We start from the raw sequence: 25,945 nt of genomic DNA, 5'->3' as shown, positions 1-25,945 counted from the left end.
ATGCAAAAATATGAAAATTTTATGCACTGCCGCCATATTCCTATTTTTCGGCTGGCAAGGGCTCTGGGCCCAACAGAATCTCATTGAGAAGAGAGTAAGCTATCAAACAAACCGAATTCCGGTTGCCGATGCCATTGATAGGTTTATTTCCGACAATAAGATAAAGCAATATGCCTATTCAAAAAAATCATTGAAGGGTTATTTTGTACAACCTGTAAAATGTACCAATGAAACTGTTATTGCATGCCTCGACAAGCTATTGAAAGAATTGCCATTTGAGGCGCTGATCGACAACAATATGGTTATTATCCGTGAAAAGAAGAATAAGTCAGTATCTATTAACGAAGAGTTTTCTCCAATACCCATTTCAAAGCAGGATACGATAAAACCCTTAGCAAGCAAGGAAACCAATATTGAAGAAATTGTCCTGAATGCCGGTTACTACAATGTAAAAGACAAAGAACGAACGGGAAGCATTGCAAAAGTTTCTGCTAAGGATATTGAGAACCAGCCTGTCTCTAATGTTCTTGCAAGCGTTCAGGGACGTATGGCAGGTGTTAGTATAGTCCAAAATGGGGGTACGCCTGGAGGTGGTTATCAAGTTCAGATCCGGGGACGGAATAGTCTTCGGACAACCACAAATAGTGGTATGGATGGTAGTCAGCCACTTTACGTTGTCGATGGCGTACCAGTTGGTAATGAAATGACTTCCGTATTTGGTGGAGCATCTATTCCACTTGGAAGTATAAACCCCTTAAATAGCATAAACCCCAATGACATAGAAAGCATCGAAGTACTCAAAGATGCTGATGCCACTTCAATCTATGGTTCAAGAGGAGCCAATGGCGTGATCTTAATTACAACCAAGAAAGGTAGAACAGGAAAACTTTCATTAAACTTCAATACAAATTATGGGATAAGCAATGTCATCTCGAACTTGAAGATGATGAATACTGAGCAATATTTAAATATGCGTCAGCAGGCATTTTCAAACAGTGGTATAACAAATTATCCAGCAACAGCATATGATGTGAATGGTACTTGGGATAAAAACAGATATACAGACTGGAAAAAAACACTGATAGGAAATACAGCGGATTTTTCCAATGTGCTTATATCATTGACTGGAGGAAGCGAACAAACTAATTTTTTGGTCAGCTTGGGCCATAATGAACAGACGACAGTTTTTGACCATAATTTTAGGTACAAAACAAACAATATTACCTCTTCATTATTCCATAAATCCACCGACAATAAATTTCAGCTAAGTGTCAATAATATGTTCTCATCCCAGAAGAATAATGTGCTTAACGGCGATATTACTGGACAGGTTTACATTTTGCCGCCCAATGCACCTGCCTTATATAAAGAAGATGGAAGTCTAAACTGGGAGAATAATACGTTTAATAATCCTGTTGCAGCTTATAATGGCACCTATTCATACGAAAACTTACAGTTTCTAACTAACATTGCAACACGCTACGAACTTTTCCCTAGCTTTAATGTAAAACTCAATGCTGGTATCAACTATCAGGCTTTTGAAGAATGGGCACTTAAACCCAATACCGTAAATAATCCTGCTTACATAAGCGGACAGTCCAGTGCTTATTCAACAGCATCAAAAAGTAATCAGGATAGATTGTCCGTAATTTTAGAACCCCAGTTAAACTGGCATTACAAAAATGAAAGACATGAATTAGATATTCTTGTTGGAGCTTCATATCAACAGGAAACAAATAAATTGGGCTCAATGAGAGGCACTGGATTTGAAAGCAATGTCTTTATCAAAAATATTGCGGCCGCTCAAACAAAAACAATAAACGATCAAGTTACGAGTGAATATAAGTACGCAGCAGTATTTGGTCGGTTGAATTACCAATTTGATAAAAAATATATTTTAAATATTACTGGAAGGAGGGACGGTTCCAGTCGTTTTGGACCGAATAATAGGTTTGCAAATTTTGCGGCAGTAGGTGCGGCTTGGATATTTTCTAAAGAAGATTTTTTAAAAGATTCCAAATGGCTAAGTTTTGGTAAAATAAGAGGTAGCTATGGTTCGACCGGTAGTGATAATATTGGTGATTATCAGTTTTATGATACTTACACTGTATCATCGCTCATTTATAACGGGGTGACAGGGTTAATACCTTCGCGACTCTATAATCCAGATTTCAGTTGGGAAAAGACAAGAAAATTAGAAATAGCACTGGAACTTGCATTTTTGCAAAATAAAATAAATTTAACCTCTGCTTGGTATTCAAATCGTTCTTCAAATCAGTTAGTCGGTTATCAGCTTCCAGCAGTAACTGGTTTCCCTTCTGTTTTGGCAAATTTAAATGCAACTGTACAAAATGAAGGTTTGGAATTTGAGCTATCGGCACGTCCCTTATCTACAAACCAACTAACGTGGGAAACGGCTTTTAATATTAGTTTTCCCAAGAATAAATTGTTATCATTTCCTGGTTTGGAAGGGTCTACCTACTCAAATCAATTCATCATAGGGCAACCAACTTCTATGGTCAAACTTTATAATCTTGAAGGAATTGATCCACAGACTGGTCAATACAAATTCACCGATTATAATGGTGATGGAAAGGTGACTTCTGCGGATGATCGTCAGGTCGTTGGAGACCTCAGCATGAAATTTTTTGGAGGCTGGAACAATACCTTTAGATATAAAAATTGGGATGTCTCTTTCTTATTTCAGTTTGTAAGCCAGAAAAGTCGAAATTATAATTATGTCATACCGTCCCCTGGAATTATAAACAATTTACCCATTCAAGCACTGGACGTTTGGTCACCATCAAATCCCAATGGCCTATATATGCCATACAAATCATCGGCGAATCCTCAGCATTCTCTTTTTCAAAGTAGTACCGCTTCTTATTCCGACGCTTCTTTTATAAGACTGAAAAATATAGAATTAGGCTACAAACTTCCATTAAAGGAGGGCCTTTTCAAGGAGGTGAAAATATATATTCAGGGACAGAATCTTGTGACATGGACCAAGTATTTCGGGATAGATCCCGAATTAGGGTCTGGAAGCTTTCTTCCACCACTAAGGACCTTTTCTTTTGGCATTCAATGTAAACTTTAAATTCAAAAAAATGAAATCAATAGAATTTTCAGCAGTACTTATGCTACTGTTACTCCATATAACTTCATGTGAAAAACTAATTGAAGTAGACCTGCCACAGAATCAGATTGTATCTGATCAGGTTTTTGACAATGTACAGACTGCAAATTCTGCTTTGGCCGGGCTTTATGCCGGGCTTTGGGACAGTTCACCGCTCTCTGGTGATAAAACCGGAACCTTATTGGGACTTTATACCGACGATCTTGATTATTATACCACAGCATCAAATACTGGTGTATTGGAAATTTCTCAAAATGTGCAAATCGACAATAACATTGCTATCTTAAATTATTGGACTTCTGCTTATCAAAAGATATATCAGGCGAATGCGATTATTGAAGGAACAGAAAAGTCTTCAGGAATTCCTGTAAACGAAAAGAAAAGAATCAAAGGAGAAGCGCTATTGATCCGCTCTATCTTATATTTATACTTGGTGCAAATCTTTGGTGATATTCCTTATGTGGATTCAACAGATTACCAAATTAATAAAACTATCCCTAAAACAGCGCAAAATGATGTTTTAAATAGATTGGTAATTGATTTAAATGAATCGATTGGAGGGCTTGTTGACGATTATCGAAACCCTGAAAGAATCTTTCCAAATCGAAAGGTTGCTCAGTTATTGCTTGCTCAGGTTAATATGTTGCAAAACAAATGGAATGAGAGTGAAATGATTTTAAAAAATATAATTCAAAGCGGTGTCTACCAGTTTCAACTTGATTTAACAAAAGTCTATAAAAAAGGAGGGGTTCACATACTGTGGCAATTAAAGCCTAAAAATAATGGTGATGCCACAAAAGAGGCAATCTCTTATTACTTTAGCAATGCAGCCCCGCTTTCTTTCGCCCTTTCTTCAAATCTGGTTAATTCATTCTCACAGAATGACCTCCGTAAGCAGAATTGGATGAAGCCCGTAACATTTAATGGGACGACTTGGTATCGAGCCGATAAGTATAAAAATAGAACCAACAATACTGATGAATATTCAATAATATTCCGTCTTGAAGAAGTATACCTATTACTGGCAGAAGCGTTGGCAAAGCAGAATAAAGTAAATGAGGCTTTGCCTTACTTGAATGCGACTCGTCAAAGAGCAAATCTCGCTCCAATTGTATCACCAATTACAAACGAAAACTTACTTAATGAAATTTTATTGGAGTATCGAAAAGAATACTTTACAGAAACTGGACATCGTTTTTTTGATTTAAAAAGGATTGAAAAGTTAGATGTGCTGAACACGGTAAAAGCAAACTGGAAAACATTTCATTCAAAATGGCCATTGCCACAAAATGAGCTTCTATTAAACCCTAATCTCAATCCCCAAAATGCTGGTTACTAATATGAAAAAGTTAGAAATTGTATTAATAATTCTATGTTCTTTATATTGTACTGGACAAAAACAAAAAAACTCGGACACCCTAAAAGGAGAGCTATCAAAGTTTTATGCTATTAGAAACTTAGTCGTATCGGATGATAGTAAATGGTCTTCTATAAAAAAGGAGTATAGCAATAACGTTGATACTGTTCTCGTATTTAAGAATGCAGAGCCGGAGCAACCTGTTGCTACCTTGATCGGCTTAAATCAGAAACGAGTTTTTTTAAAGAACAATAAGTTCTTTGCTTCCGGAAATAACAAAGCATTATTGCTGGATCTAGTTAAAGGTAAAGGTCTAAGATATCAAAAAGTAAAATCGGCAGAAGTTTTAAGTGCTGCAGATAGATATTTCATTCATTACAATGATCAAAGCATTTGTGTTTACGATGGGAACGGAAAAGTGCAATCCTCGGCTAAATCTATTGATTCATTCCCTGTAACAGACAATGTAAAAAATCTTTTTATTTTAAAAACCGTTGGAGACACCCAAAATATTGTAGATCTATCTGACAGCAGTTTGAATATTTACCATACAACTAACCGTATTATTCAAATGGAAATTTCCAACTCTGGTAATTACTTGATGCTGGTGGAGAAAATTATTAACACAGGTTTGCTAAAACCTGTGTTGATCAATTTAGCTACAAAAGCCATTAGCTACCCTTATGGAGATCTATACAGACAAGCTGATGCAATAAAATTTTCGGAAATTCAAAAGGGAGAATCGTTCCTAATCGATTTTCAAACAAAAAATAAAGTGAATACTGAATTAGTTGATATTTGGTATGGTAATGACAGCAATTTAAAAGCTAAGGATATAGGTTGTATACGGTCAGAGTACTATCTGTGGAATACTTTAACCAGTAAATGCATTAAAATCCCAAATGATAGGTTTCCATCATTTGCCGCCATTAACAATAAGAGGTTTCTTTTAAGCTTCGATCCGGTTGGAAATTATAATTATGTTACCTATGTTCCACTCGTAGATTATTACTTATATGATATAATAACTGGTAAATATTGTCCATTATCTTCAAAAACTTCTGGCATTTCACATTCTCCAAATGGTCAATACTTAGTTTTGTTAAATGAAGCTGATAAAGATGGTCGGATTTTAGATCTGGATTCCGGTTCAAGTTTATTTCTGCCACCTGGCCTTCATAATCCAGTTTTCAGTTTAGATGGTAATTATATCTTTTTTAATGGTATGGAGGATTTCTGGTGGTTTAAAACAGAAACAATGCACTTAAATAGAATGGGTGAAAAAGGGAAAATTTCAAGTATATTAAATGTTAAAAGAAATCCATCGAATGGAAATTATAGTAGTTTTTCAATAAATATAGATTCAAATACTGTAGACCTGAATAAGGGACTTCTACTTACATTGAAAGACAACGAAAATAGATCATCAATCTTAAGTTATAAGAATGGCAATTTTAAAGTATTACACAACCAAACTCTAAATTATATTTCAGAAATTAAGACTGATCCGACACAGCGACATAGTTTTTTGATAGAAGAAAACTACAATTTAGCACCTCGGTTGATTTATACTTCCCTTGGAAAAATACAGGATAGAGTTATTTATCAGAGCAATAAATCTGATCGTATTTCAAATACAATAAAACAGGAAATTGTCCACTATAAAAACAAAGACAATGAAGAATTGAAAGGAGTCCTTTATTATCCAATTCATTTTGATCCTAAAAAAAAGTACCCAATGATCGTACAGGTTTACGAGAAACAAAGTACTTCTGCAAACAAATATCCAGTTTTGGGAATATCTTTTATTGGCTATGATCGAAGATCATTACTGCGAAGAGGATACTTTGTTTATGAACCTGACATTTCTATCTCTACAAAAGGGATGGGGGTTTCTGCATTGGACTGTGTGGACAAGGCTTTAGATGCGGTGTCGGTCAATTCAAACATTAATATGGCAAAAGTGGGTTTAACCGGACATTCTTTTGGTAGTTATGAAACGAATTTTATAGCGACCCAATCTAAGCGTTTTGCTGCTTATATTTCAAGTTCTGGATTTAGTGATATCGTTAGGGCTTACTTTTCATATAATTATAATTTCAAAATTGCAGAATATGCTAGAATCGAAAATGGTCAGCATCAAATGCCACCCTTTTCTGAAAACAAGGAGCAATATTATAAAAACAATCCGATAAATTTTGTTGATCAGGTCAATGCTCCCATATTGCTATGGGCAGGGATGAAAGATAAAAATGTTCCATGGCAACATACACAGGAATTTTATATCGGTTTAAAACGGAATGGCAAACAGGTGATAGCAGTATTTTATCCAAACCAAAGCCACACAATTTTAAATAATACCCCGGAAGCAGAAGATTTGCAGGTGAGAATATTAGAATGGTGGGATTACTTTTTAAAGGATCATAAAAATGCAACTTGGATTGATAAACAATTACATAATAAAAAAGGATGCACTTTATAATGCCTGAACGTTATACAACGTTAGTTATTAAATTTGTTATAATGAGCCCGATATTCCTTCGGGCTCATTTCTTTTAAGGTTTAATTTTGTGGAATTTTGTACAATTCATCACCACACATAGTTTCACCTTGCTCGTGTAATGTAACTGAAGAATTTTCTGCCCAAGTACATACTTCTGCACTTTGAATATCGCTACATTGTTGGTTTTCGACTTTCACACAAAGGTTCTGTGCGTTGTCAAATCGGTAGGCATCTACTAATGCTTTCTTAGCGCTACTGTTTAAATTTCCAGCAAATGCCACACCTGCGCCCAATCCCAGAATGATTGCAGGCATTAATAATTTTTTCATAATGTGTTTATTAAATTTGTTATTACCTACTCTTTTAAAGGTTTTCGGTTTCCCCTTTGTCTTTTTTAAAGTAACTTAATATTGGTTCTCTGAAATAAAACCTTTGTAACTTAGAGCCAACTAGTACATACAAATAATTATCAGTAACCCAAAAGTCTTTCACACTTGAATTTTTACCGTTATAGAGATAAAAACTTCCAATATAGGCCTTCGCGTCAGTTCGATAAACATCTATTATTTTTGCTTTTTTCCATGATTCCCTTGACTCATGTTTACCCATGAGGTTAGACTGTATGAAAATGAGATTACGATTCGCGTGTGTCATGCTATTAACTTTAAACGGCGGAGCGCTTAGTTTATGCCTTCCATCCGATAGTGCAGTTGTCTGAATATTCGCATGTGTTGTAGTGTCGATTGTATTTAATCGTTTTAGGACATTTAATTTGTCGTCCATTGAAATAAATTGATTTCTATAATTGTACGTGTATAATATATTTACTGTATTATTACTCCTGACTAACCCTCCATCAACATCAAAGACTCCGTCAACCTGCTTTTCAAGAACCATAGGATATAATTTTAACTTAGGAGTTGCATTTAAATCCAAAGATGCTAGTGTAAGTTCTTTATTTCTCCTGCTTAGCGTTCTTAGGACAAATTTTGTAGAGTCAATAGGAACAAATTGTGTAAAAAAAGCATCTTTTAAACTTATCGTTTCTGCATTCTCTTTCCCAAGGTTACCACGGAAGATTACAGGTACGGAACCATCATAAAAATAATAGTATGGAGCCTTAACTTTTACCTGAATATTACGGAAGTTGTGTTGAAGATTGTCCGGTATTATTTTAATTCTTACGGAATCACCAAAAGCAGTATCAATAGAGAACAAAGTTTGAGGGTAACTTTTATTGCCTAAATATATATGAGACTTATCATTGCCAGCAAAATAATAGTTTTCATTATCTAAACTAATTTTCTTGTCTCCAATAATAGGATGCATCAAGAATCTCCTCGTGAAATTATTGGCTTTTTTTATAATATGTTCCGAACTTAAAAATAAAGCAACCACAAGTCCACAGCTAATTATGATGGTACTAAATGAAATGGATAGGGGTAAGGTTAATTTTTTGAGACGATTTTCTTTCCATGAACGGTAAATAATAGCCGAAAAAATAAGTACCACTACCACTATATTAAAAATCAAGTGTTCGGTCCAGCCTAACTTTTCCAATATTCCTCCACATGAACAAGGAACAAAGTCACTATATTTTAAAATAAGGTATATATAAATGGTAAAAGCAGACATTAGTCCTAACGAACCATACAATGCAATTATCTGAGTATTGGGTAGACAAAGTAATATTGCAAGAAGTAGCTCTACAAATATTACAGCATAGGAAATAAACCCTGCATAAGCACTTAACAATGGGGATTGCGCAAGCTGAACTTCAAAATTTTCAAAATCCAAAAGTTTACTCATAGCAGCATATACAAAAAGCAGTGCTATAAAATAAGCAACAATATTTGCATAGTCTTTTGCTAAATACTTTTTCATCACAATCGGCTTACTGATTAATTACAATCAAATTTCCAAAACCTTTTGTGAAAAAAAATATCTAGAAAGAGCTAATGTATTTCAAAAAAATGCTTTTTTATTATATTAAATTCCCACTAGTAGGAATATTATTATCGATAATATAATATTTGTTTGAATCTGGGTATTTTATCCAGAGATATTTTATAATGTTGATTAAATAATCTATACAGATTTAAATAGTCTCCGAATTGGTTATTATATGCTACTTCCTTCATGGTCATATCCGAAAAAAGAATATCCCGGTTTGCCCCGATCATCTTTTTTTTTATATAAAATTGATAAAACGTATCTTCGAGATAAATCTTACAATCTTTTTGAAATTGCTTATAGTTCCTATTATACGATGTAACAAAGTCCATTAACGACCGTCCTACTTTTCCATCATATATGTCCAAGAAACGTTCAATGTAATCAAGATCTTTGGGAATTATATTAATTAAAACCCTTGGTATCGTAAATTCATGAAGGATAAAAGTGATGATTTTACCACATGAATCGGTTGCAGCGATTCCAGTCAATAATGCGAAATTTGTTGTCTTAGGATATTGTACTTGGATAGGAATTATCTGATTTTTTACATTATCTTCTATCTGTTCAATGACAAATGAGAAACCCGATAAAATTTCATCATTTTTGGTTTTTTTAAAATTCTTTATTTTTCGTTCAATAACGCAAGACTTTCTAAATAAATCCAGTTCTGTAGGCAGAAATCCAGTTTTTTGAAAAAATTCAATATAATAATCCATGAGTTTATTCAACTGAAGTTGAATAACATCAATTCGATTAGTGTGAAAAGCCGGAAAGACCCAGGGAAGTTTTGCGAACTCTTCAATAGCGTCCTTAACCGTTCTTTCTACCAGTGATAATAGATATGTGTTCATAATTATTGGCTAGTTAGTACAACAAATTTCTTATAGAAAAGAAAATCCAATATTCTACTAAGTAATGAAATATTTTTGGTTTTCTAAAAAAATATAAAATTATTGTATGAAGTAAATGCTGAAAAACGTGTTGATAATCAATATCATGCATCGCACTATTGTAACACAATAATATATGCCACTATTCCTTCTTTAGTAAATGAGCTAAATCCGGATCATTTGCAATTCGATCTAATTCCCTATCAATAATTCCAAGAATATCTAGTTTGACCTGCCTATAATTCAGCTCAATAACTTCTTTCATGCCATCTACTCCATTATCATTAGTGAAGGATAATATCTGCGGAATCTTTTTATATGCTTTGGTTTCAGCGGCTACCTTTTCATTATCCACGACTATCTCTGCGTGAAATATTTTTTGTTCGATGCGCTCATCGAAATTATCGGAGACCGCGCCTACAAACATTCCTTGTGTTAAGGTCGAAATTTTTGAAGCTGGAATAAGACTATCTAACTGTGTAGAAATTGAAGTGGATTTATCGTTACGATTGATAGTCATACTTTGACGCTTCTGCAATACCTTTCCGAAACGTTCTGACAAACTTTTCGCTGTTTCTCCAACCACCTGGCCGCTGAAAATATTACCAACCGTATTCTGTATTACCTTAGCTTCTTTATCACCATAATCACGTATTAACTGTGAAAAATCTTGAAAGCCCAAACAAACCGCCACTTTATTACTTCTCGCAGTCGCGATAAGATTATCGAGTCCCCTGAAATATATCGTGGGTAGCTCGTCAATAATAACCGAACTTTTTAATTGTCCTTTCTTATTAATGAGTTTTACAATTCTTGAATTGTACAACCCCAATGCGGCAGAATAAATATTTTGCCTATCTGGATTATTACCGACACACAAAATCTTTGGCTCTTCGGGATTGTTGATATCGAGCGAAAAATCATCTCCGGTCATTACCCAATACAATTGCGGACTTATCATTCTTGACAAGGGAATTTTTGCAGATGCTATTTGCCCTTGCAACTGGTCTTGCGCTCCTCCTTGCCATGCGTCCATGAAAGGTGACAAATAGTTCTCCAATTCGGGGTATGACGTAAGAATAGTAAATACATCTTCATATCTTTTATTCAGCAATTCTATAGCGTGAGGGAAAGTGCAGTACTTGCCATTATCATAGATTTTCAGGTACCAGATAATGGCTGCTAGTAGAATAATGGGAGATTCGACGAAAAAATCGCCCTGTTTTTGGATCCACGACCGATTTAGATTCAGCATTATGGTGTAAGCAGCCTCGTAAGCATCCGAAATGTCAGTCATAAAATCTGGATTAAGTGGGTTGCAACGGTGGCTTTTTCTCGGATCATCAAAGTTGATTACATAAAACTGTGGTTTGATTTTATATTTATCTGTATTCCTCAGCAAGTGATTGTATGCAATGGTAGAGAGGTCGTCAAACTTGAAATCATAGATATACATTGAAAAACCTTTTTCAATTTGTTGTTTTATGTAATTGTTTACGACTGCATATGATTTACCAGATCCAGGTGTACCCAGTACAATCGTTGCTCGGAATGGATTTACAATATTTATCCAGCCATTATTCCACTTTTGCTTATAGTAGAATTTTGTGGGAAGGTTCACCGAATATTCATTTTCCATCAATTTGGTTTCCTGTTGGAAACTTTCGTTTTCATTATTGAAAACATCATCCATCAGATTATTTTTCAATAATCGACTTAACCAAATTCCACCTACCATCAATGAAATGTAACCAGTACTTGTCGTGAGAATGTATAAAAAGAAGCCTATTTCGGGAGAAAGGAATAATAATGATGTGTTAAAAAAATATAGAAGAGTTCCAACTATTAAAACGGAATTAATTTTTGTCCAAGTAATTTTTTCATTTTTTACACCCTTCGTTCCCAAACAACTTAAGGCAAGGAGCAGGAATGCAAAAGCCTTGGTATAAAGGGTATGTGAAAATAAACCTACTGTCCTTTGGAAATTTGTCAAAATACGATTAACGACCTCGATGGTCCACCCCTTATCAGCAAACGCACTGAAGCAAAACCAATAAAAATGCATAAGTATCAAAATGATACTCACTGCCCTCATAAAAGCAATAATTTTTGCCAATCCTCTTAAATCGTCATCTCCTTGCATATCAACGTTATTAATGTTGCAAGCGAAAATAATTGTGGTGATTATCCGATTGTTATTGTGACCTTCATAGGCATTTGAAGGTTACTTTTGGCAATATGTACCAATGAAAATGAAAGAGATTGAATTTAATCTTTGCCAAAGATTTTTTGCACTTCATCGATTAGAGACGAGAGGTCTTCAGAGATGTAAGAACTTTTGTAAAGATTATTTTGTGAAACTTCGACGCACCAGAAACCTAATTTATCGTTCCACCATATTAAGCCATGAAAATGATAAGCTATAAATTCAGCAATTAGAGGTTTATTCAATATTTCATTTGCAATATCCATATTCAATTCAGTATCGAAATTTGAATATAATGGACCTTTGCTAGAATAGAGCTGGAAGTTCTCTGGTATTCTGATTTCAGCTTTCATACATAAAGATAAAAAGAATAGTAATTTTTAAAAATCAATAGTGACTTTACAAAGAAAAAACTGCTGATAATCTTAAAAATTAACAACAGCTCTTCTTTTGTTTTCTGGTAATGTAGGGTTCTCTTTTGAAATTAGGATTACGGATTTAAGTTATTTTGCAAACAGACCGTAATAGTATTCTTTAGATCTTGATAAAGATAATCATAGGAAGTACTATATGCAAAGTCATCTGTTAAATCATATTTTTTAAATACAAATTCACACTCTTTAAGCATTCTTAATGCAAATGGTCTTAATTCTTCGTCCATGAAATAAGTATCGAATTCATAAATAATGACTTGTAATACAGTGTTGAACTTGGAAAAGTATAGTCGCTCAAAAAGTATTGAGTTTGCAATTTTTTCAGCCTCTTCTTCGCTGTTTTTTCCTTGCAGAGCCCCTTCATAAGCTTTGTATGCCCAATTTGAACGTTTGGAAATGAAATTTGAATCATAAGCTTTTTCAGGAAAGTTTGTATCCAGTAATTCTTGAAGGCTTGATCGAAAATAAGACAAGTTTTTAACTAAAATATCCATACACATTAAATTTTGTAATTAATTGATGGATAAACTTAAAAAGGAAATCAATATCTTTTTGAACTAGGCATCTATTGTCATCCAAAGGATAAACTTGACACTTGAAGACTTTAAATATTGGTACTTTGATTTTATTTAAGGCGTTTAAAATCAATTATTGAGAATCACATTCGTTTAAATATGCATTGCGCACTGCATATAAACGAACGATAAAATTTAATCTTTAATCCTCCATTGTCCCTGGTTTTTTGGTGGTGGATCGCCTTCGAGTGCTCCGCCCTCATCAACTTCACTTTGATAAATCTGTACTTGGTTAATGCTATCAGCACCAATCTTTCCTTCATTAGCCATCGTTTTTAAACTTTCATTTTTTACTGCCATTACAGGTTCTTCATCTTCCTGCGTACAGGAGTGCATAATCACAATTCCCGCTAAAATTGAAATTATTGAGATAATCTTTTTCATTGTAAATAGTTTTAAGAATTATCCCGGTCCCGGATATTAATAGAATTCTGATGTCGAAATTATAGGTCTTTCATGTGGTAGGAAAGCGTTAGTGGCGCTCTTTCCTGAATGCGCACGTGCTAATTCATGAATTCGCTCGCCTCAAAATATAGCTAATGATGGTGACTGTGTGGACGTTAATCAATAAAAGAAGTACACATAATGACCGTATTCATAATTGAGTGAATTTTTATAATTTTGATGGTAAACTTTCCTATTTCCATGAAAACCAAGGCTAGCCAATATTTTTTTATTCTATTAACCATTTTTGGTGAATGCCTTTTTGCGCAAAAGACTGAGAAATTTAGCGATTACTATATACTTCGGAGAAATTATGAGGGCCTTCCTGAAAACGATTCCAGTGCTAAACCGTTCGTAGAAAAGTATATTGCAAAAGCGAAAAAGGAAAAAAATTATGAAAGGCTCGTAAGAGGTTATCTGGATGCTATATTATTTTCGCCGTCGCCAAACGACAAGCTTAAATTTGCAGATAGTACAATTTGGGCATCAAAAATGACAAGAGATCAAGGAATGATCAGTTCCGCGTATCTCGAAAAAGGGGTTGTCTATTATTTCCAGTTTAAAAAATATCAATTGGCATTGGACGAATTTCTTAGAGCATATGAATATTCAGTAGATGGAAACGATATCTTCTACCGGAATAGGTTGTTATATTTTATTGGAATAGTAAAGAGTTATATTGGCTATTATGGCGACGCCTTAGAACACTTTAAGAAAACAAGCGCTTTTTTTCAGGCTGAATCAAAAAAAAAGATGCATCCTAACTTACTATACGCAAATATCCGCGGCTATCTGAATAGTGTACATCAAATGGCCATCTGTTACCGCAATCTTAAAGATTACAAAACTGCAGATTCCCTAGTATCTATTGGACTATCTGAAACTTCTGGGAGTAAAGAGTATCTGCAGGAGTATGGGTATTTCTTAAAGGAACGGGGAATAGCGGAGTTTAGAAAGAAGGAATATAAAAATGCGATTTCTTCACTGAGATCATCAATTGGTTCTATTTCTGCAGTAAACGATTTTGCATGGATCACAGTTTGCTACTCTTTTATTGGCAAATCCTACCTTGCGAGTGGAAACAATCCTGCTGCGGTATTATATTTTCAAAAAGTCGATTCAGTGTTTCAAAAACATAATTTCGTATTGCCAGAAGTGAGGGATAATTACGAATTGCTGATTAATCATTATAAGGATGAAAACAACATCCAACAGGAACTGTTTTATACAAGACAATTGTTAAAGGTTGATGCCTCTCTTTCCTTAGACTTTAGACATTTATTTTCTAAGCTTTACAAAGAATATGATACAAAAAGGTTGACCCAGGAAATGAAAAGATTAGAAAAAGAGTCCTCACGTGCCTCCTGGATTAATATCTCTATCTTTATTTCGGCTGGTATTGTAATAATTCTTACCGCTTTAAAATATAGGAAAAGGGAATATCATATCCAGAAGAACTACAAAGCGCTCGAACAGATTATTCTTAATAAAGAGGAGTATATCTCCTCACATATTCCCACTAAACAAAAGGAGAATGACAGGCAGGATCTTAACGAAAGCCTTAAAGATGGCATTCTGTATAAGTTAACGCAATTCGAAAGGAAAGAGGAGTTTTTAGAGGAAGGTCTTACAATCGCAAAATTAGCTTCTAAATTTGATACAAATGTAAAATATCTCTCTCAAATAATAAATGACCACAAGGGAATGAATTTCAGTAAATATTTGATTGCGCTGCGAATTGGGTACATTACTGAAAAACTTTATAAGGATCGAAAATTCCTTACATATAAAATTACAACTCTTGCGGAAAAATGTGGTATTGCTTCCAGATCCAACTTTTCAAAGCTTTTTCAGGAAATTAATGGCATTCGACCTACAGATTTTATCAAAAACCGACAAAACGACTTGGCTATGAATGATTCTACAAATAAAACTGATTCATTCAATCGTGCAAATTAATCATTGTTTTTGCGTCTTTTTTAGACGTAATTACTGTCAATCTTTTGCATAAATTTTTTGCTTATGAAAAATAATCAGTAATTTTATATTACTTGACCCCCTCAATGATGAAGAACTTGGAAAATATGACGCAGGATTTTTTAGCGCTAAGATTTGCAGAAGGGGATCAATATGCTTTTAGCGAAATCTTCCATAAATTCCAACCAGCACTTGTTTTCTTTGCCAACAGACTTATATTATCTTATAATCTTAACGATGCTGAAGAAATTGTTCAGGACATTTTTGTAAAACTCTACGATAAAAGAACTTCTTTCAAAACGATGGATAGTGTGAAGGCTTTTCTTTATATTTCTGCTAAAAATGCCTGCCTCAACAGGATCGAGAAAGAGAAAGTACGTCTACGACGGTTTGACCAATACATTTCATCATTTGATGAATCAGAAGATAATATTTTGAAAAACATTATCTATTCTGAATTGGTCAGGGAAATCAGCGCTGAAATTGATCTTTTGCCCACAAAGTGCAAACTGATAATGAAACAGTTATTTGAAGAAGATAAAAATGCAAAAGAAATTGCTGACGATCTAGAAATAACTGTAAGTACGGTAAAAGCTCAAAAAGCTAGAGCGATTTCTATCCTAAAAAAGAGGCTCAGCGGTGCCGGTATAGCATTTCTATTGATTAATTTCTAATTTTTTTAAAATTCTTTTAGTCCTACTGTACCTTTTTCCTGTTTCTATAGAAAAAAAGGACGAATGGAAAGGCAGGATATCTACAATAGTTTTGAAATAAGCACGATACTCAAAAAAGTTGTTCAGGAAGTTCCTCTGACAGTTCATGAGCACGAGACGTTTAATAATTGGCTGCAGAAGGATAAAAAAAACAAGATCTTTTATGAGAATTTAAAAGATGATAAAAATCTTGCTAATGCAATAAAAGAGCAGTTCAGTACTGATACAAGCTTCCAGTTTAAACTCGTTGAAAGAAAAATTAGACAAAAAAGGAAAATTAAATTTTTCCGTGTTGCAGGAGTGGCAGCAGCCCTTGTTTTATCCATTGGTGTAGGAACTTGGGTTTATATAAACAATAGGGATAAAGAACCTCAATCAACGCTTACTGCCTTTGGAACTGACGTGCTTCCTGGTTCTAATAAAGCAATAATTAAACTTTCCACAGGTCAATCCATAAATTTAGATAACCATCAGGGAATCCTTATCACGGATGCTGGATTTTCCTATACTGATGGCACAAGCGTAGCAAACGTGGCCAACGCTGAGTCCGCTACATTAATTACGCCCAGAGGTGGACAATATCAGATTACGCTTTCCGATGGCACTAAAGTATGGCTAAATGCTAATTCTTCTCTTCAGTACCCTTTAGCATTCAAAGGCAAACAGAGAGAAGTTCGACTGAAAGGAGAAGGATATTTTGAAGTAACCCATAATCCGGCAAATCCTTTTATTGTTAAAACAGATTTGCAGCAGATCAAAGTTCTTGGAACTGCCTTCAATTTACGTGCTTATTCCGAAGTACAATTCACAACCCTTATTCGTGGTAGTGTATCTGTCACTTTAAACCATGCTGGATCTCCGGAAGTACTAAAACCCGGTGAGCAGGCCATTGTCCAAGATCACATCATTTTAAAACAAAAAACTGATGTGAACGACTATGTAGGATGGAAAGACGGTAATATTATTGGATCAAGTGTTAGTCTGGAAGTAATTGGTAGCGATATAGAAAATTGGTACGACGTGGATTTTATTTACCCCAGAAATTTTAAGAACTGCGAAAAGGCTCACATCAACATTAATAAAAATGAAAAGCTTTCATCGGTACTGAAAGCAATAGAAAATAATTATGGTGTCAAAACCGAAATCCGAGGAAAGGAGGTGTTCATCAAGTAAAGACGTTTCATATGTGTTTATGCCCGTAGTTTTTTAATAATATACCGTCCCGAGGTCCAGTCGGGACGGCTGCGGGTTAAAATTGAATTTATAAAAGCTATTAACTAACCCTAACTCAAATGTAATGATTTATACCATTAAAGACAATGGTAAACGGCAGTCTATTCCCAGAAAAGATCAGCAATACATTGTCACATACTCTAACAGTAGACCAACCATGAGAACTACGATCTTCTATATGTTCTTACTCTTATTCTTGGCATGTACCAAGGTAACAGCACAGAAGATTGTTCTTTTCTCAAAAGACGCCCCGTTTAAAAGTGTCATCCAACAGGTTCAGAAACAGTCTGGTTATTCATTTGCCATAGGTGACAGACATATGCGCATGGCAAAAACCGTCACAATTTCTGCGCAGGATAAAGACATTAAAGAAGTTTTGAATGCAATATTTAGCAGTCAACCATTTAGTTATATCATTGATGGTAAGGTGATAATTTCCGTGGATAGGGGTAAGGAACCCCAACCAAAAACTCCAGAAGAAAAAAAACAGGAACCCATCAAAGGAAAAGTCAGCAATGAAAAAGGGGAAGCACTTGCTGGCGCTTCTGTTAGGATCAAAGGAACAACCGTAGATTTTTTTACAGATGCAAACGGAAGATTTGAAATTCCTGCCAATTACAATAATGCAGTTTTACAAGTGTCATACATCGGCTATGCGAGAACTGAAGTATCCGCTAGCGCAGCTGACAACATTTTTTTGAATCCTTCCAACAATACCATTGATATCGTTGATGTTGTATCAACAGGATATCAAAATATACCGAAAGAAAGAGCCACAGGCTCCTTTGTCCAAATCGACAACCAACTATTAAATAGACGGGTTAGTACAAATATTTTAGATCGTTTAGATGGTGTCACAAGTGGATTGATATTTAATAAAATTTCAGGTCCAATAGGGTTGAATCCTCCGAATGAAAAATTAGGAATAAGCATAAGAGGAAGGGTTACAATTGATGATAAAGTTAGCGCTGATCCTCTGGTTGTACTTGACAATTTTCCCTATGAAGGAGATATTAATAATATAAATCCAAATGACATTGAAAGCATCACAGTACTTAAAGATGCTGCTGCTGCTTCGATCTGGGGTTCGAGATCTGGGAATGGTGTCATTGTAATCAGTACCAAAAAAGGAAAATTTAATCAACCTTTAAAGATTGATTTTAATTCAAATTTAACCGTAGGGGCAAGGCCAAATTTAAAATATTCAAGAAATTTTCTTAAATCCTCTGAATTTATTGATGTCGAGACGTTTCTTTTTAATAAGGGGTATTATGATCCCAATTTAAACGATAACAATTACTACCCTGTAATATCACCAGTAGTTGAGCTTTTATCGAAACAAAGAAACGATCCTTCAAATGAGAATATTACTGACCAAATAAATAGATTGAGAAATGTTGATGTTCGCGACCAAACATCCGAATATTTTTATCGTCCCAGCATTAATCAACAATATTCATTGGGTTTTAGAGGCGGTTCGGAAAAAGCTATTTATTCACTTTCGATAGGATATGACAAAAACCGTAATACATTGTATGAATCCGGAAACAATAGGTTTACTATTAATTCTACAAATACATATCATCCCATTAAAAATTTGGAAATTACAGGTTCTGTATTATATACAAAGAGTGAGAATAAATTTGGATATCAATACACTTCTCCGTATCCATATATAAGTTTTGTTGATGATAGTAAAAATCCGCTAGCAGTACCATATGGAAAAAGAGACAGTTATCTTGAAAATAGCCAAAATTTAGGCTTTTTAGATTGGAAATATAGGCCCATTCAAGAAAGAGACCTTTATGATACCAGTACTAAAACTGATAACATCCTTATAAGAGGCATTGTCCGTTATAATTTCACTGATTTCTTAAATGCTGAAATTCAATATCAGCATGAAAATGAATTCGGAAATAATCGTGGTTACCGAAGTCCCGACAGTTATGAAGCAAGAAATTTCGTTAATATGTACAGCCAGCGATCTAGTGAGGGCTCATTTACATACCCTTTTCCAAAAGGAGGAATTCTCTATTTAACAGACAGAAAATTGTATTCCAATAACTTCAGAACACAGCTGAATTTTAATAAAGAATTTTCACAAAAACATTTAGTATCTGCAATTGCGGGATCTGAGGTAAGAGAAATAGTAAGTGAGAGTACTGATAAAGCGTTGTATGGCTACAATGATGAGTTTGGAACTTCTGTAACTAATTTAAATTATAATATTCCTTATCCAATCAACCCATCGGCACTTGGATCAACGGTTCTTCCGTCTCCTCTTGGGAAAATTATAGGTAATACAAATAGATATATATCTTATTATGCAAACGGCGCTTATACGTATTTAGGTAAATATACTTTATCGCTGAGTGGAAGAAAAGATGGTGCAAACATTTTTGGAGTGAAAACAAATGATAAAATGACACCACTTTGGTCAACTGGTGTTGCTTATGATATCAGCAAAGAATCGTTCTATAAATTTTCGTTAATACCTTATTTAAAACTAAGGGCATCATTTGGATATAATGGAAATGTATATAATGCCTCATCCTATTTGACGGCAACCTATGATGTCAGCCCAATTACTGGACTACCAATTGCCTACATCACGAGTGCCCCAAACGCAGAATTAAGGTGGGAAAAAATTAGAAATAAAAATCTAGCTTTAGATTTTTCATCTAAAGGTAATCGCTTGAATGGTTCATTTGAAATTTATGAGAAGTTAGGTACTGATCTTATCGAGGATGCTTTGTTAGCACATTCAACCGGGTTTTCTTCTTACAAAGGAAATGCAGCAACTGTTAAGACAAAAGGTTTTGATATTAATTTAAACTCAGTAAATCTTAATGGTAATTTTAAATGGAATACGACTATACTATTAAGTTATAATAAAGATAAAGTAATATCTTATGACACAAAATATACTTCGCAATATCTAACATCGACATCGAGCAATACTGGTGGGCCCGCTCGTTATGGCTTATATATTAAGGAAGGAAACAGCTTATTTGGTATTTATAGTTTTAAATCTGCAGGTCTTGATCCAACAAATGGTGATCCCCAAGGATTTCTTAACGGCGAATTAAGTAAAGATTATCTTAAGATCATAACAACCTCTAGCATAGATGATATAATTTATCACGGTTCATCAAGACCCACACACTTCGGTTCTTTGAGAAACTCCTTTTCATATAAAGGATTTTCATTATCCGCTAATATTACTTTCAAATTTGGACACTATTTCCGACGGAAATCTACATCATTAGTTTATGCAAATGTTATTGCAGACGGAAGTGTTAATCAAGAATTTCAAGACCGATGGCAAAACCCTGGAGATGAAACGCGTACTACAGTTCCCTCTGTTTTATATGATTTCAATTACAATCGTAATACTTTTTATCAAAGTTCCGAATCTCTGATTGAAAAAGCTGACCATATACGACTACAGGATCTTAGTCTAAGTTATGATTTTAATAAACAATCACTCCAGAGTCTGCCATTCTCTACATTGCAGGTTTACAGTTATATAAATAATATCGGAATATTATGGCGAAAAAATAAAAAAGGTATTGATCCCGACATTAGTGAGTTCTATTATTCCGGTTTTAATACATATCCAAATCCAACTACGATTTCCATTGGAATCCGAACTACTTTTAAATAAAATGATGATGAAAAATATTATAATTTATATTTTATATGGAGTATTGCTTTTAAGTTGCAAAAAGCAAGATGAATGGTTAGAAAAGAAATCTGGTAAGTCAGATATTATACCTTCGACAGCAGACGATTTCCAAGCATTATTGGATAACACAGATGTAATGAATGTGGGCTATCCAGCAATTGGAATTATTGGGGCAGATAACTCCTATGTTTTAGACCAAATAGCAACAACTTCTGGGACAGTGATGGAAAGAAATGCCTATAAGTGGGCTCAGGATATATATGAAGGGAATTTATTAGCAAGTGATTGGACCAACCCATATAAAGTTATTGAATATGCTAATGTGGTTATTGAAGGTGTAGAAAAGTTTAAAACTAAGGATATTAGGCTGCTAGAAATTAAAGGAAGTGCTTTATTTTTTAGGGCATTTGCTTACTATCAACTAGCACAAATATATTCGAAACAATACAAAGAAACCTCTGCTTCATCAGATTTAGGGTTACCTTTAAAATTGAATTCTGATGTTAATGATTTACCTCAACGTTCCACATTAAAAGAAACCTATGATCAGATCTTTAAAGATCTTTTGGAGGCGGAATCATTACTACCTACTAAAGTGGATTTTAAAACAAGACCATCAAAACCTGCGGCGCAAGGAATGCTTTCAAAGGTATACTTTAATACTCAAAATTATCAAAAAGCAAAGGAGTTTGCTGACCTTGTGCTGGCTAGAAACATCGAACTTTTAGATTTCAACATTTTAAGTACCACAGTAAATTTTCCATTTCCTACAATCCGAAATAATAATCCGGAAATTATTTTTTATGGAGAAACAAACAATTATAATTTTAATAATAGGCAGAACATGGCGGTAGTTAAAGAATTACTGGACAGTTATGAACCTAACGATTTACGTCGCAAAGTATTTTATAGATTAAACGCAAATGGGACGGTTAACTTTGGAGGACGCTATACAGGAGGGACTGCATTTTTCTGCGGTATTGCTCTAAATGAGATTCTTACAATCCGAGCTGAATCATTGGCACGATTGGGTAGTTTTAAAGAAGCAATTAGTGATTTAAATTTATTACTTAAATATCGTTGGAAAAAGGAAAACGGTATAAGTACTTATATAGATAAATCAGTCCAAAATAGTGACGAAGCCCTATCATTAATAATTTTAGAGCGCAGAAAAGAGCTCCCGTTTACTGGAAATCTACGATGGGAAGATTTAAGAAGGTTCAATCTCGATTCTAAAAATGCTATAACTATCACAAGAACAATTGCTGGTGAAAATTATAAAATAGAACCTAATAGTCCTAGATATGTCTTTCCAATCCCTCCAGTGGAAATTAATCTTAATCCATTAATTCAAAACATTCGGTAATGAAAAAAACACTAATATTCATTATATTAAATTTTTTGACCATAAACATAGTTTTAGCTCAGCTAAAAATAAGCGATAAAAAAATATCGAAAGCACAATTTTATGTTCATTCAAGGAACTACTCTATCAAAGACAGTTTGTTTCTTATCTACCAGGAAAATCAGTGGAGTAATTTGTCAGGGGTTCCTCGGCAGATTATAAATGGTAAGCTTGGCTACCAGCTAAAAATGAATTTTGAAAATGGTGAAAAATTCCTTTATGGAAGTCTTTCTATTGGCGATTGTAGACCTTTGCTAATTGAGAATATAATTGAACCAAACGATAGTATTGTTTTTCATGTACTTAGAAATAGAATCATCATAGATGGACGAGGCAAAGAGAAATATCAATTTGTGCAAGAAGTAGAAAATGAGCTTGAATTATTGAATTTTTTCCGAGACGATTCTCTTTCGAAAGTTTCAGAATTATCAAATAATATTTCGAATGCAGTTACAGAAGAGTTTAATGTTGAATCAACAAAACAGGGTTTCATTAAAAGCTTGCAATACAACAAAAAAAAGAAACAGATTGTTTTAACTCTTTTAGATAAGTATAAAGGGAGGATACCCCAAGAAATATTTGAATTATTAAAATTAGATTACTTAAGTAAAATCGAATCTGAATATCTTAAGTCCTTTAATGATGGTATTAACTATATCATTTTTAAGGGAAAGGAAAATGCTGACTCTAGCTTTATGGTTCTTGATAAAATAAATCCAGAGAAAGCAAATTATATACGTCACTCGTTTAAAAATACTGTTTTGCATCCTTTATCTAAGGAGTTAATCGAATTTTTATTGCAGGATATAAGAACACAGATGTATAATCCTAAAACTAGAATTACCAACAGCCCAAAAGCCATTGTTGATTATATAATTAATAATTACTCAGGGTTACTTAGAGATAGATTGTTGACTCGCTTTCTTATTAAGAATAAAATCAAATCAGATCGAGAGGTAGAGACAATTTCTTATGCTTTGAAACATATGAATTCAGAAAACTGTATTGAAATACTCCGAAAATCTTTATGTCATTCTTCACCAGGAAGCGTGGCCTTTGAATTCGAACTGACAGACACTCTGCGAAATGTTGTAAGACAAAGTGATTTTAAAGGAAAAGTCGTTTTGCTCGACTTTTTCTTTACCGGCTGTGGCTCATGTAAAATTTTGAATGATAAAATGACGCCAATTGTGCAATTATTCAAAGATAACCCAAATGTCAAATTTGTTAGTGTAAATATTGACAAAGATAGGAAGGAGTGGATCAATTCTGTGCGAAGTTTAGAATATACACATAAGGGAAGCATTGATTTGTATACAAATGGGAATGGAGCGAATTCTAAAATAATTCAGCATTATAATGTTTATGGTTATCCCACACTCATATTAATAGGAAAAGATGGGAAAATAATTAGTGCTAACCCGCCAAAACCACATAATAAAAAGAATAGCACAACCCTAATTCAGATGATTAAGACCGCTTTGTAGAAATTTTAGTTGTAAAAATAGCCGTCTTAGTAATTATCGATCAAATCTTGATGATTATTTGCTAACCATAAAAAGATTGTTCGAGGTAAAAATAAAGTGTAGAAAAATTAGTATGAATACATATTTCAATTACATACATTGAAATGAATATTCATCCATAAATTCTAAATATATGAAAATGAAATATTTAATATTGACCTTAGTCTATTGTTTGCTAACCCTCAATTATGGCAAAGCAGCACCTAAAAACAAAACTAAGGACGAAACTAAAGTAGCGTTTATTACTGTCAGCTTTGACAAGCAACTATCTAATGATAGTGTTGATCTAACATATCGAGATAATAATTGGGGAATTGGCTCAGCGGAATTGTCAATGCCATTGAATACAATTTCAGCTAAAATTGGAGAACCAATAAAGATTATATTCGAAAAACAACAAGCTTTTCTATACGCTAATTTAATAACTCGAAGTGGTAAAGTTCTATTTCTTTCTTCAATCGTTGAACCATCCGATAATATTGAAATTAAAATTTATAATGAACGGGTAATCTTTTCGGGTAGAGGAAAAGAAAAACTTCAATTCAAGAATAAAATTGAGGAAGATTTTGAAAGTTGGCGCAAAACTCAAACTAACTTAAGTTTTTTTAAAGAAGGTAAAAGCAATATTGTTAAAAAAGCACTGAAGGAGTTCAAGCCTAAAATCAAAAAACATATCTTTCAAATTATAAAAGCGGACTATTTGTTTGACGCTAATTTCGATTTTATGTATGTAAACTATGAAGATTTCATTAGAAAATCAGAGTCCAAGCTAGGAATGTCCGATAAGGTTTTAAATGAGTCTTCTGGTTACTTGAATTATATTTTGAAAGCAATTATGATGAGAAAGTTAGAACCTCAAACTGCTGTTGAATATATTAACAAAAACTTTCATGATATATTGAGAGATCGATTACTAACATTATATTTTATTAATAAATCCATCAAAAATAATCAGGATGTTGCTTTAATTTCAGATGTTTTAAAGACTATTAAAACTGATTATTGCATAGATGCCTTGAAAAATTTCAAAGCAAATTCATCGCCAAAAAGTCCAGCATACGACTTTGCTTTAAGAGATACGTCAGGAAATATAGTTAGGCAAAGTGATTTTAAGGGCAAAATAGTATTATTAGATTTCTTTTTTACAGGTTGCGGTTGGTGCCAACTATTAAATGAGAAAATGACTGGTATTTATCAACTTTTTAAAAATAATCCAAATATAATTTTTGTCAGCATAAGTATTGATAGGGATCAGAAAATGTGGAAAAATTCAATAAAAAATCATAAATATACGCATCCGGGAAGCATAGATTTGTATACTAATGATGAGGGAAGTAAATCAAAGATCATTGAACATTATAACATTAAAAGCTATCCTCACACAATTCTAATAGATAAAGATGGACGGATTGTTAGCGCAAGTCCACCTGAACCTCATACTCCAAAAGAAGAGAATTACCTAATTGAATTAATAAATTCATGTCTTTAAATATGGTAGCCGCTTCCTTTATTTGCCTTAGAAAACACAGGAAGCGGCCACTATATTTATTTTAATTGTCTAGTTTGTAAATGTTTCCCTTTGCAATTTTTATTCTTCTTCCCATTTTGCGTTAATAGTATTAGGGACAAAATTGGAAGGATCAACATTGCTGCCAGAAGGATTAATTTTTATATAATCACAAACCTCTCCAGGCTGGATTACACATACTCCGGGAGGGCGTGAAGACATCAAATGAAAAGTTGAGCCAATTAAAACATATTCCTCCGAAGTAACCTTTATTTTTGTGTTCAGCGCAGCTGCCAATGCTATATTAATTGACGCGAATAGTATTAATTTGAAATTTTTCATGTTCTTGGTTCTATGGATTAATAGAAGTATGAGCAAAAGTGATCATACTTCTA

Annotated in this window: 18 protein-coding genes; 10 read left to right on the top strand and 8 right to left on the bottom strand. The window is 33.8% G+C overall.

Annotation, left to right across the window (positions count from 1 at the left end):
- Positions 1 to 10: 10 nt before the first annotated feature.
- From DRF61_RS17620 to DRF61_RS17610, 3 genes are read left to right on the top strand one after another with little or no spacing between them, the layout of a single operon-like run.
- Entirely contained in the window at positions 11 to 3,097 is a 3,087-nt protein-coding gene (locus DRF61_RS17620; RefSeq protein ID WP_111959444.1) for a SusC/RagA family TonB-linked outer membrane protein, read from the top strand.
- 10 nt (positions 3,098 to 3,107) lie between these two features.
- Positions 3,108 to 4,475, top strand: coding sequence for a RagB/SusD family nutrient uptake outer membrane protein (locus DRF61_RS17615; RefSeq protein ID WP_167409442.1), 1,368 nt, complete (start codon positions 3,108 to 3,110; stop codon positions 4,473 to 4,475).
- 1 nt (position 4,476) lies between these two features.
- A complete protein-coding gene (locus DRF61_RS17610; protein ID WP_157963396.1) occupies positions 4,477 to 6,975 on the top strand; it encodes a S9 family peptidase in 2,499 nt (832 codons plus the stop codon).
- Positions 6,976 to 7,055: 80 nt separating this feature from the next.
- On the opposite strand, the gene DRF61_RS17605 is transcribed toward DRF61_RS17610, so the two are convergent.
- The 7 genes from DRF61_RS17605 to DRF61_RS17575 form a co-directional block, all read right to left on the bottom strand.
- Positions 7,056 to 7,325, bottom strand: coding sequence for a DUF6520 family protein (locus DRF61_RS17605; RefSeq protein WP_111959440.1), 270 nt, complete (start codon positions 7,323 to 7,325; stop codon positions 7,056 to 7,058).
- A gap of 34 nt (positions 7,326 to 7,359) precedes the next feature.
- Complete coding sequence (locus tag DRF61_RS17600; RefSeq protein WP_111959438.1) at positions 7,360 to 8,880, bottom strand: MauE/DoxX family redox-associated membrane protein; 1,521 nt, start codon at positions 8,878 to 8,880, stop codon at positions 7,360 to 7,362.
- Between the two features lie 131 nt (positions 8,881 to 9,011).
- On the bottom strand, positions 9,012 to 9,803 hold the full coding sequence (locus DRF61_RS17595; RefSeq protein WP_111959436.1) for a helix-turn-helix transcriptional regulator: 792 nt from the start codon (positions 9,801 to 9,803) through the stop codon (positions 9,012 to 9,014).
- Positions 9,804 to 9,984: 181 nt separating this feature from the next.
- Entirely contained in the window at positions 9,985 to 11,985 is a 2,001-nt protein-coding gene (gene mobC / locus DRF61_RS17590) for a conjugal transfer protein MobC (RefSeq protein ID WP_111959434.1), read from the bottom strand.
- Positions 11,986 to 12,110: 125 nt separating this feature from the next.
- Positions 12,111 to 12,401 carry a hypothetical protein gene (locus tag DRF61_RS17585; protein ID WP_111959432.1) on the bottom strand — a complete coding sequence of 97 codons (291 nt, stop codon included), beginning with the start codon at positions 12,399 to 12,401 and terminating at the stop codon, positions 12,111 to 12,113.
- A gap of 137 nt (positions 12,402 to 12,538) precedes the next feature.
- A complete protein-coding gene (locus DRF61_RS17580) occupies positions 12,539 to 12,976 on the bottom strand; it encodes a DUF1896 family protein (protein ID WP_111959430.1) in 438 nt (145 codons plus the stop codon).
- A 216-nt stretch (positions 12,977 to 13,192) separates the two neighbouring features.
- A complete protein-coding gene (locus DRF61_RS17575) occupies positions 13,193 to 13,441 on the bottom strand; it encodes a hypothetical protein (RefSeq protein WP_111959428.1) in 249 nt (82 codons plus the stop codon).
- A 261-nt stretch (positions 13,442 to 13,702) separates the two neighbouring features.
- Between DRF61_RS17575 and DRF61_RS17570 the strand changes: the two genes are divergently transcribed.
- The 7 genes from DRF61_RS17570 (at position 13,703) to DRF61_RS17540 (ending at position 25,532) form a co-directional block, all read left to right on the top strand.
- Entirely contained in the window at positions 13,703 to 15,460 is a 1,758-nt protein-coding gene (locus tag DRF61_RS17570; RefSeq protein ID WP_157963395.1) for a helix-turn-helix domain-containing protein, read from the top strand.
- A 104-nt stretch (positions 15,461 to 15,564) separates the two neighbouring features.
- Entirely contained in the window at positions 15,565 to 16,152 is a 588-nt protein-coding gene (locus tag DRF61_RS17565) for an RNA polymerase sigma factor (protein ID WP_111959423.1), read from the top strand.
- Between the two features lie 63 nt (positions 16,153 to 16,215).
- Positions 16,216 to 17,364, top strand: coding sequence for a FecR family protein (locus DRF61_RS17560; RefSeq protein WP_111959421.1), 1,149 nt, complete (start codon positions 16,216 to 16,218; stop codon positions 17,362 to 17,364).
- A gap of 124 nt (positions 17,365 to 17,488) precedes the next feature.
- A complete protein-coding gene (locus DRF61_RS17555; RefSeq protein ID WP_111959419.1) occupies positions 17,489 to 21,091 on the top strand; it encodes a SusC/RagA family TonB-linked outer membrane protein in 3,603 nt (1,200 codons plus the stop codon).
- A complete protein-coding gene (locus tag DRF61_RS17550; protein WP_111959416.1) occupies positions 21,066 to 22,478 on the top strand; it encodes a RagB/SusD family nutrient uptake outer membrane protein in 1,413 nt (470 codons plus the stop codon). The genes DRF61_RS17555 and DRF61_RS17550 overlap by 26 nt, the downstream gene beginning before the upstream one ends.
- Positions 22,478 to 24,004, top strand: a complete 1,527-nt coding sequence (locus DRF61_RS17545) for a TlpA family protein disulfide reductase (RefSeq protein ID WP_111959414.1) — start codon at positions 22,478 to 22,480, stop codon at positions 24,002 to 24,004. The genes DRF61_RS17550 and DRF61_RS17545 overlap by 1 nt, the downstream gene beginning before the upstream one ends.
- Positions 24,005 to 24,182: 178 nt before the next feature.
- Positions 24,183 to 25,532 carry a TlpA family protein disulfide reductase gene (locus DRF61_RS17540; RefSeq protein ID WP_157963394.1) on the top strand — a complete coding sequence of 450 codons (1,350 nt, stop codon included), beginning with the start codon at positions 24,183 to 24,185 and terminating at the stop codon, positions 25,530 to 25,532.
- A gap of 99 nt (positions 25,533 to 25,631) precedes the next feature.
- Here DRF61_RS17540 and DRF61_RS17535 read toward each other — a convergent pair whose 3' ends face one another.
- Positions 25,632 to 25,892 carry a hypothetical protein gene (locus DRF61_RS17535; protein WP_111959410.1) on the bottom strand — a complete coding sequence of 87 codons (261 nt, stop codon included), beginning with the start codon at positions 25,890 to 25,892 and terminating at the stop codon, positions 25,632 to 25,634.
- Between the last annotated feature and the right edge of the window lie 53 nt (positions 25,893 to 25,945).

Source organism: Chryseobacterium lathyri, assembly GCF_003290185.1.
Taxonomy (GTDB): domain Bacteria; phylum Bacteroidota; class Bacteroidia; order Flavobacteriales; family Weeksellaceae; genus Chryseobacterium; species Chryseobacterium lathyri.
The sequence above is the reverse complement of the archived record's forward strand: the minus strand, read 5'-3'. Positions and strand labels throughout refer to the sequence as shown.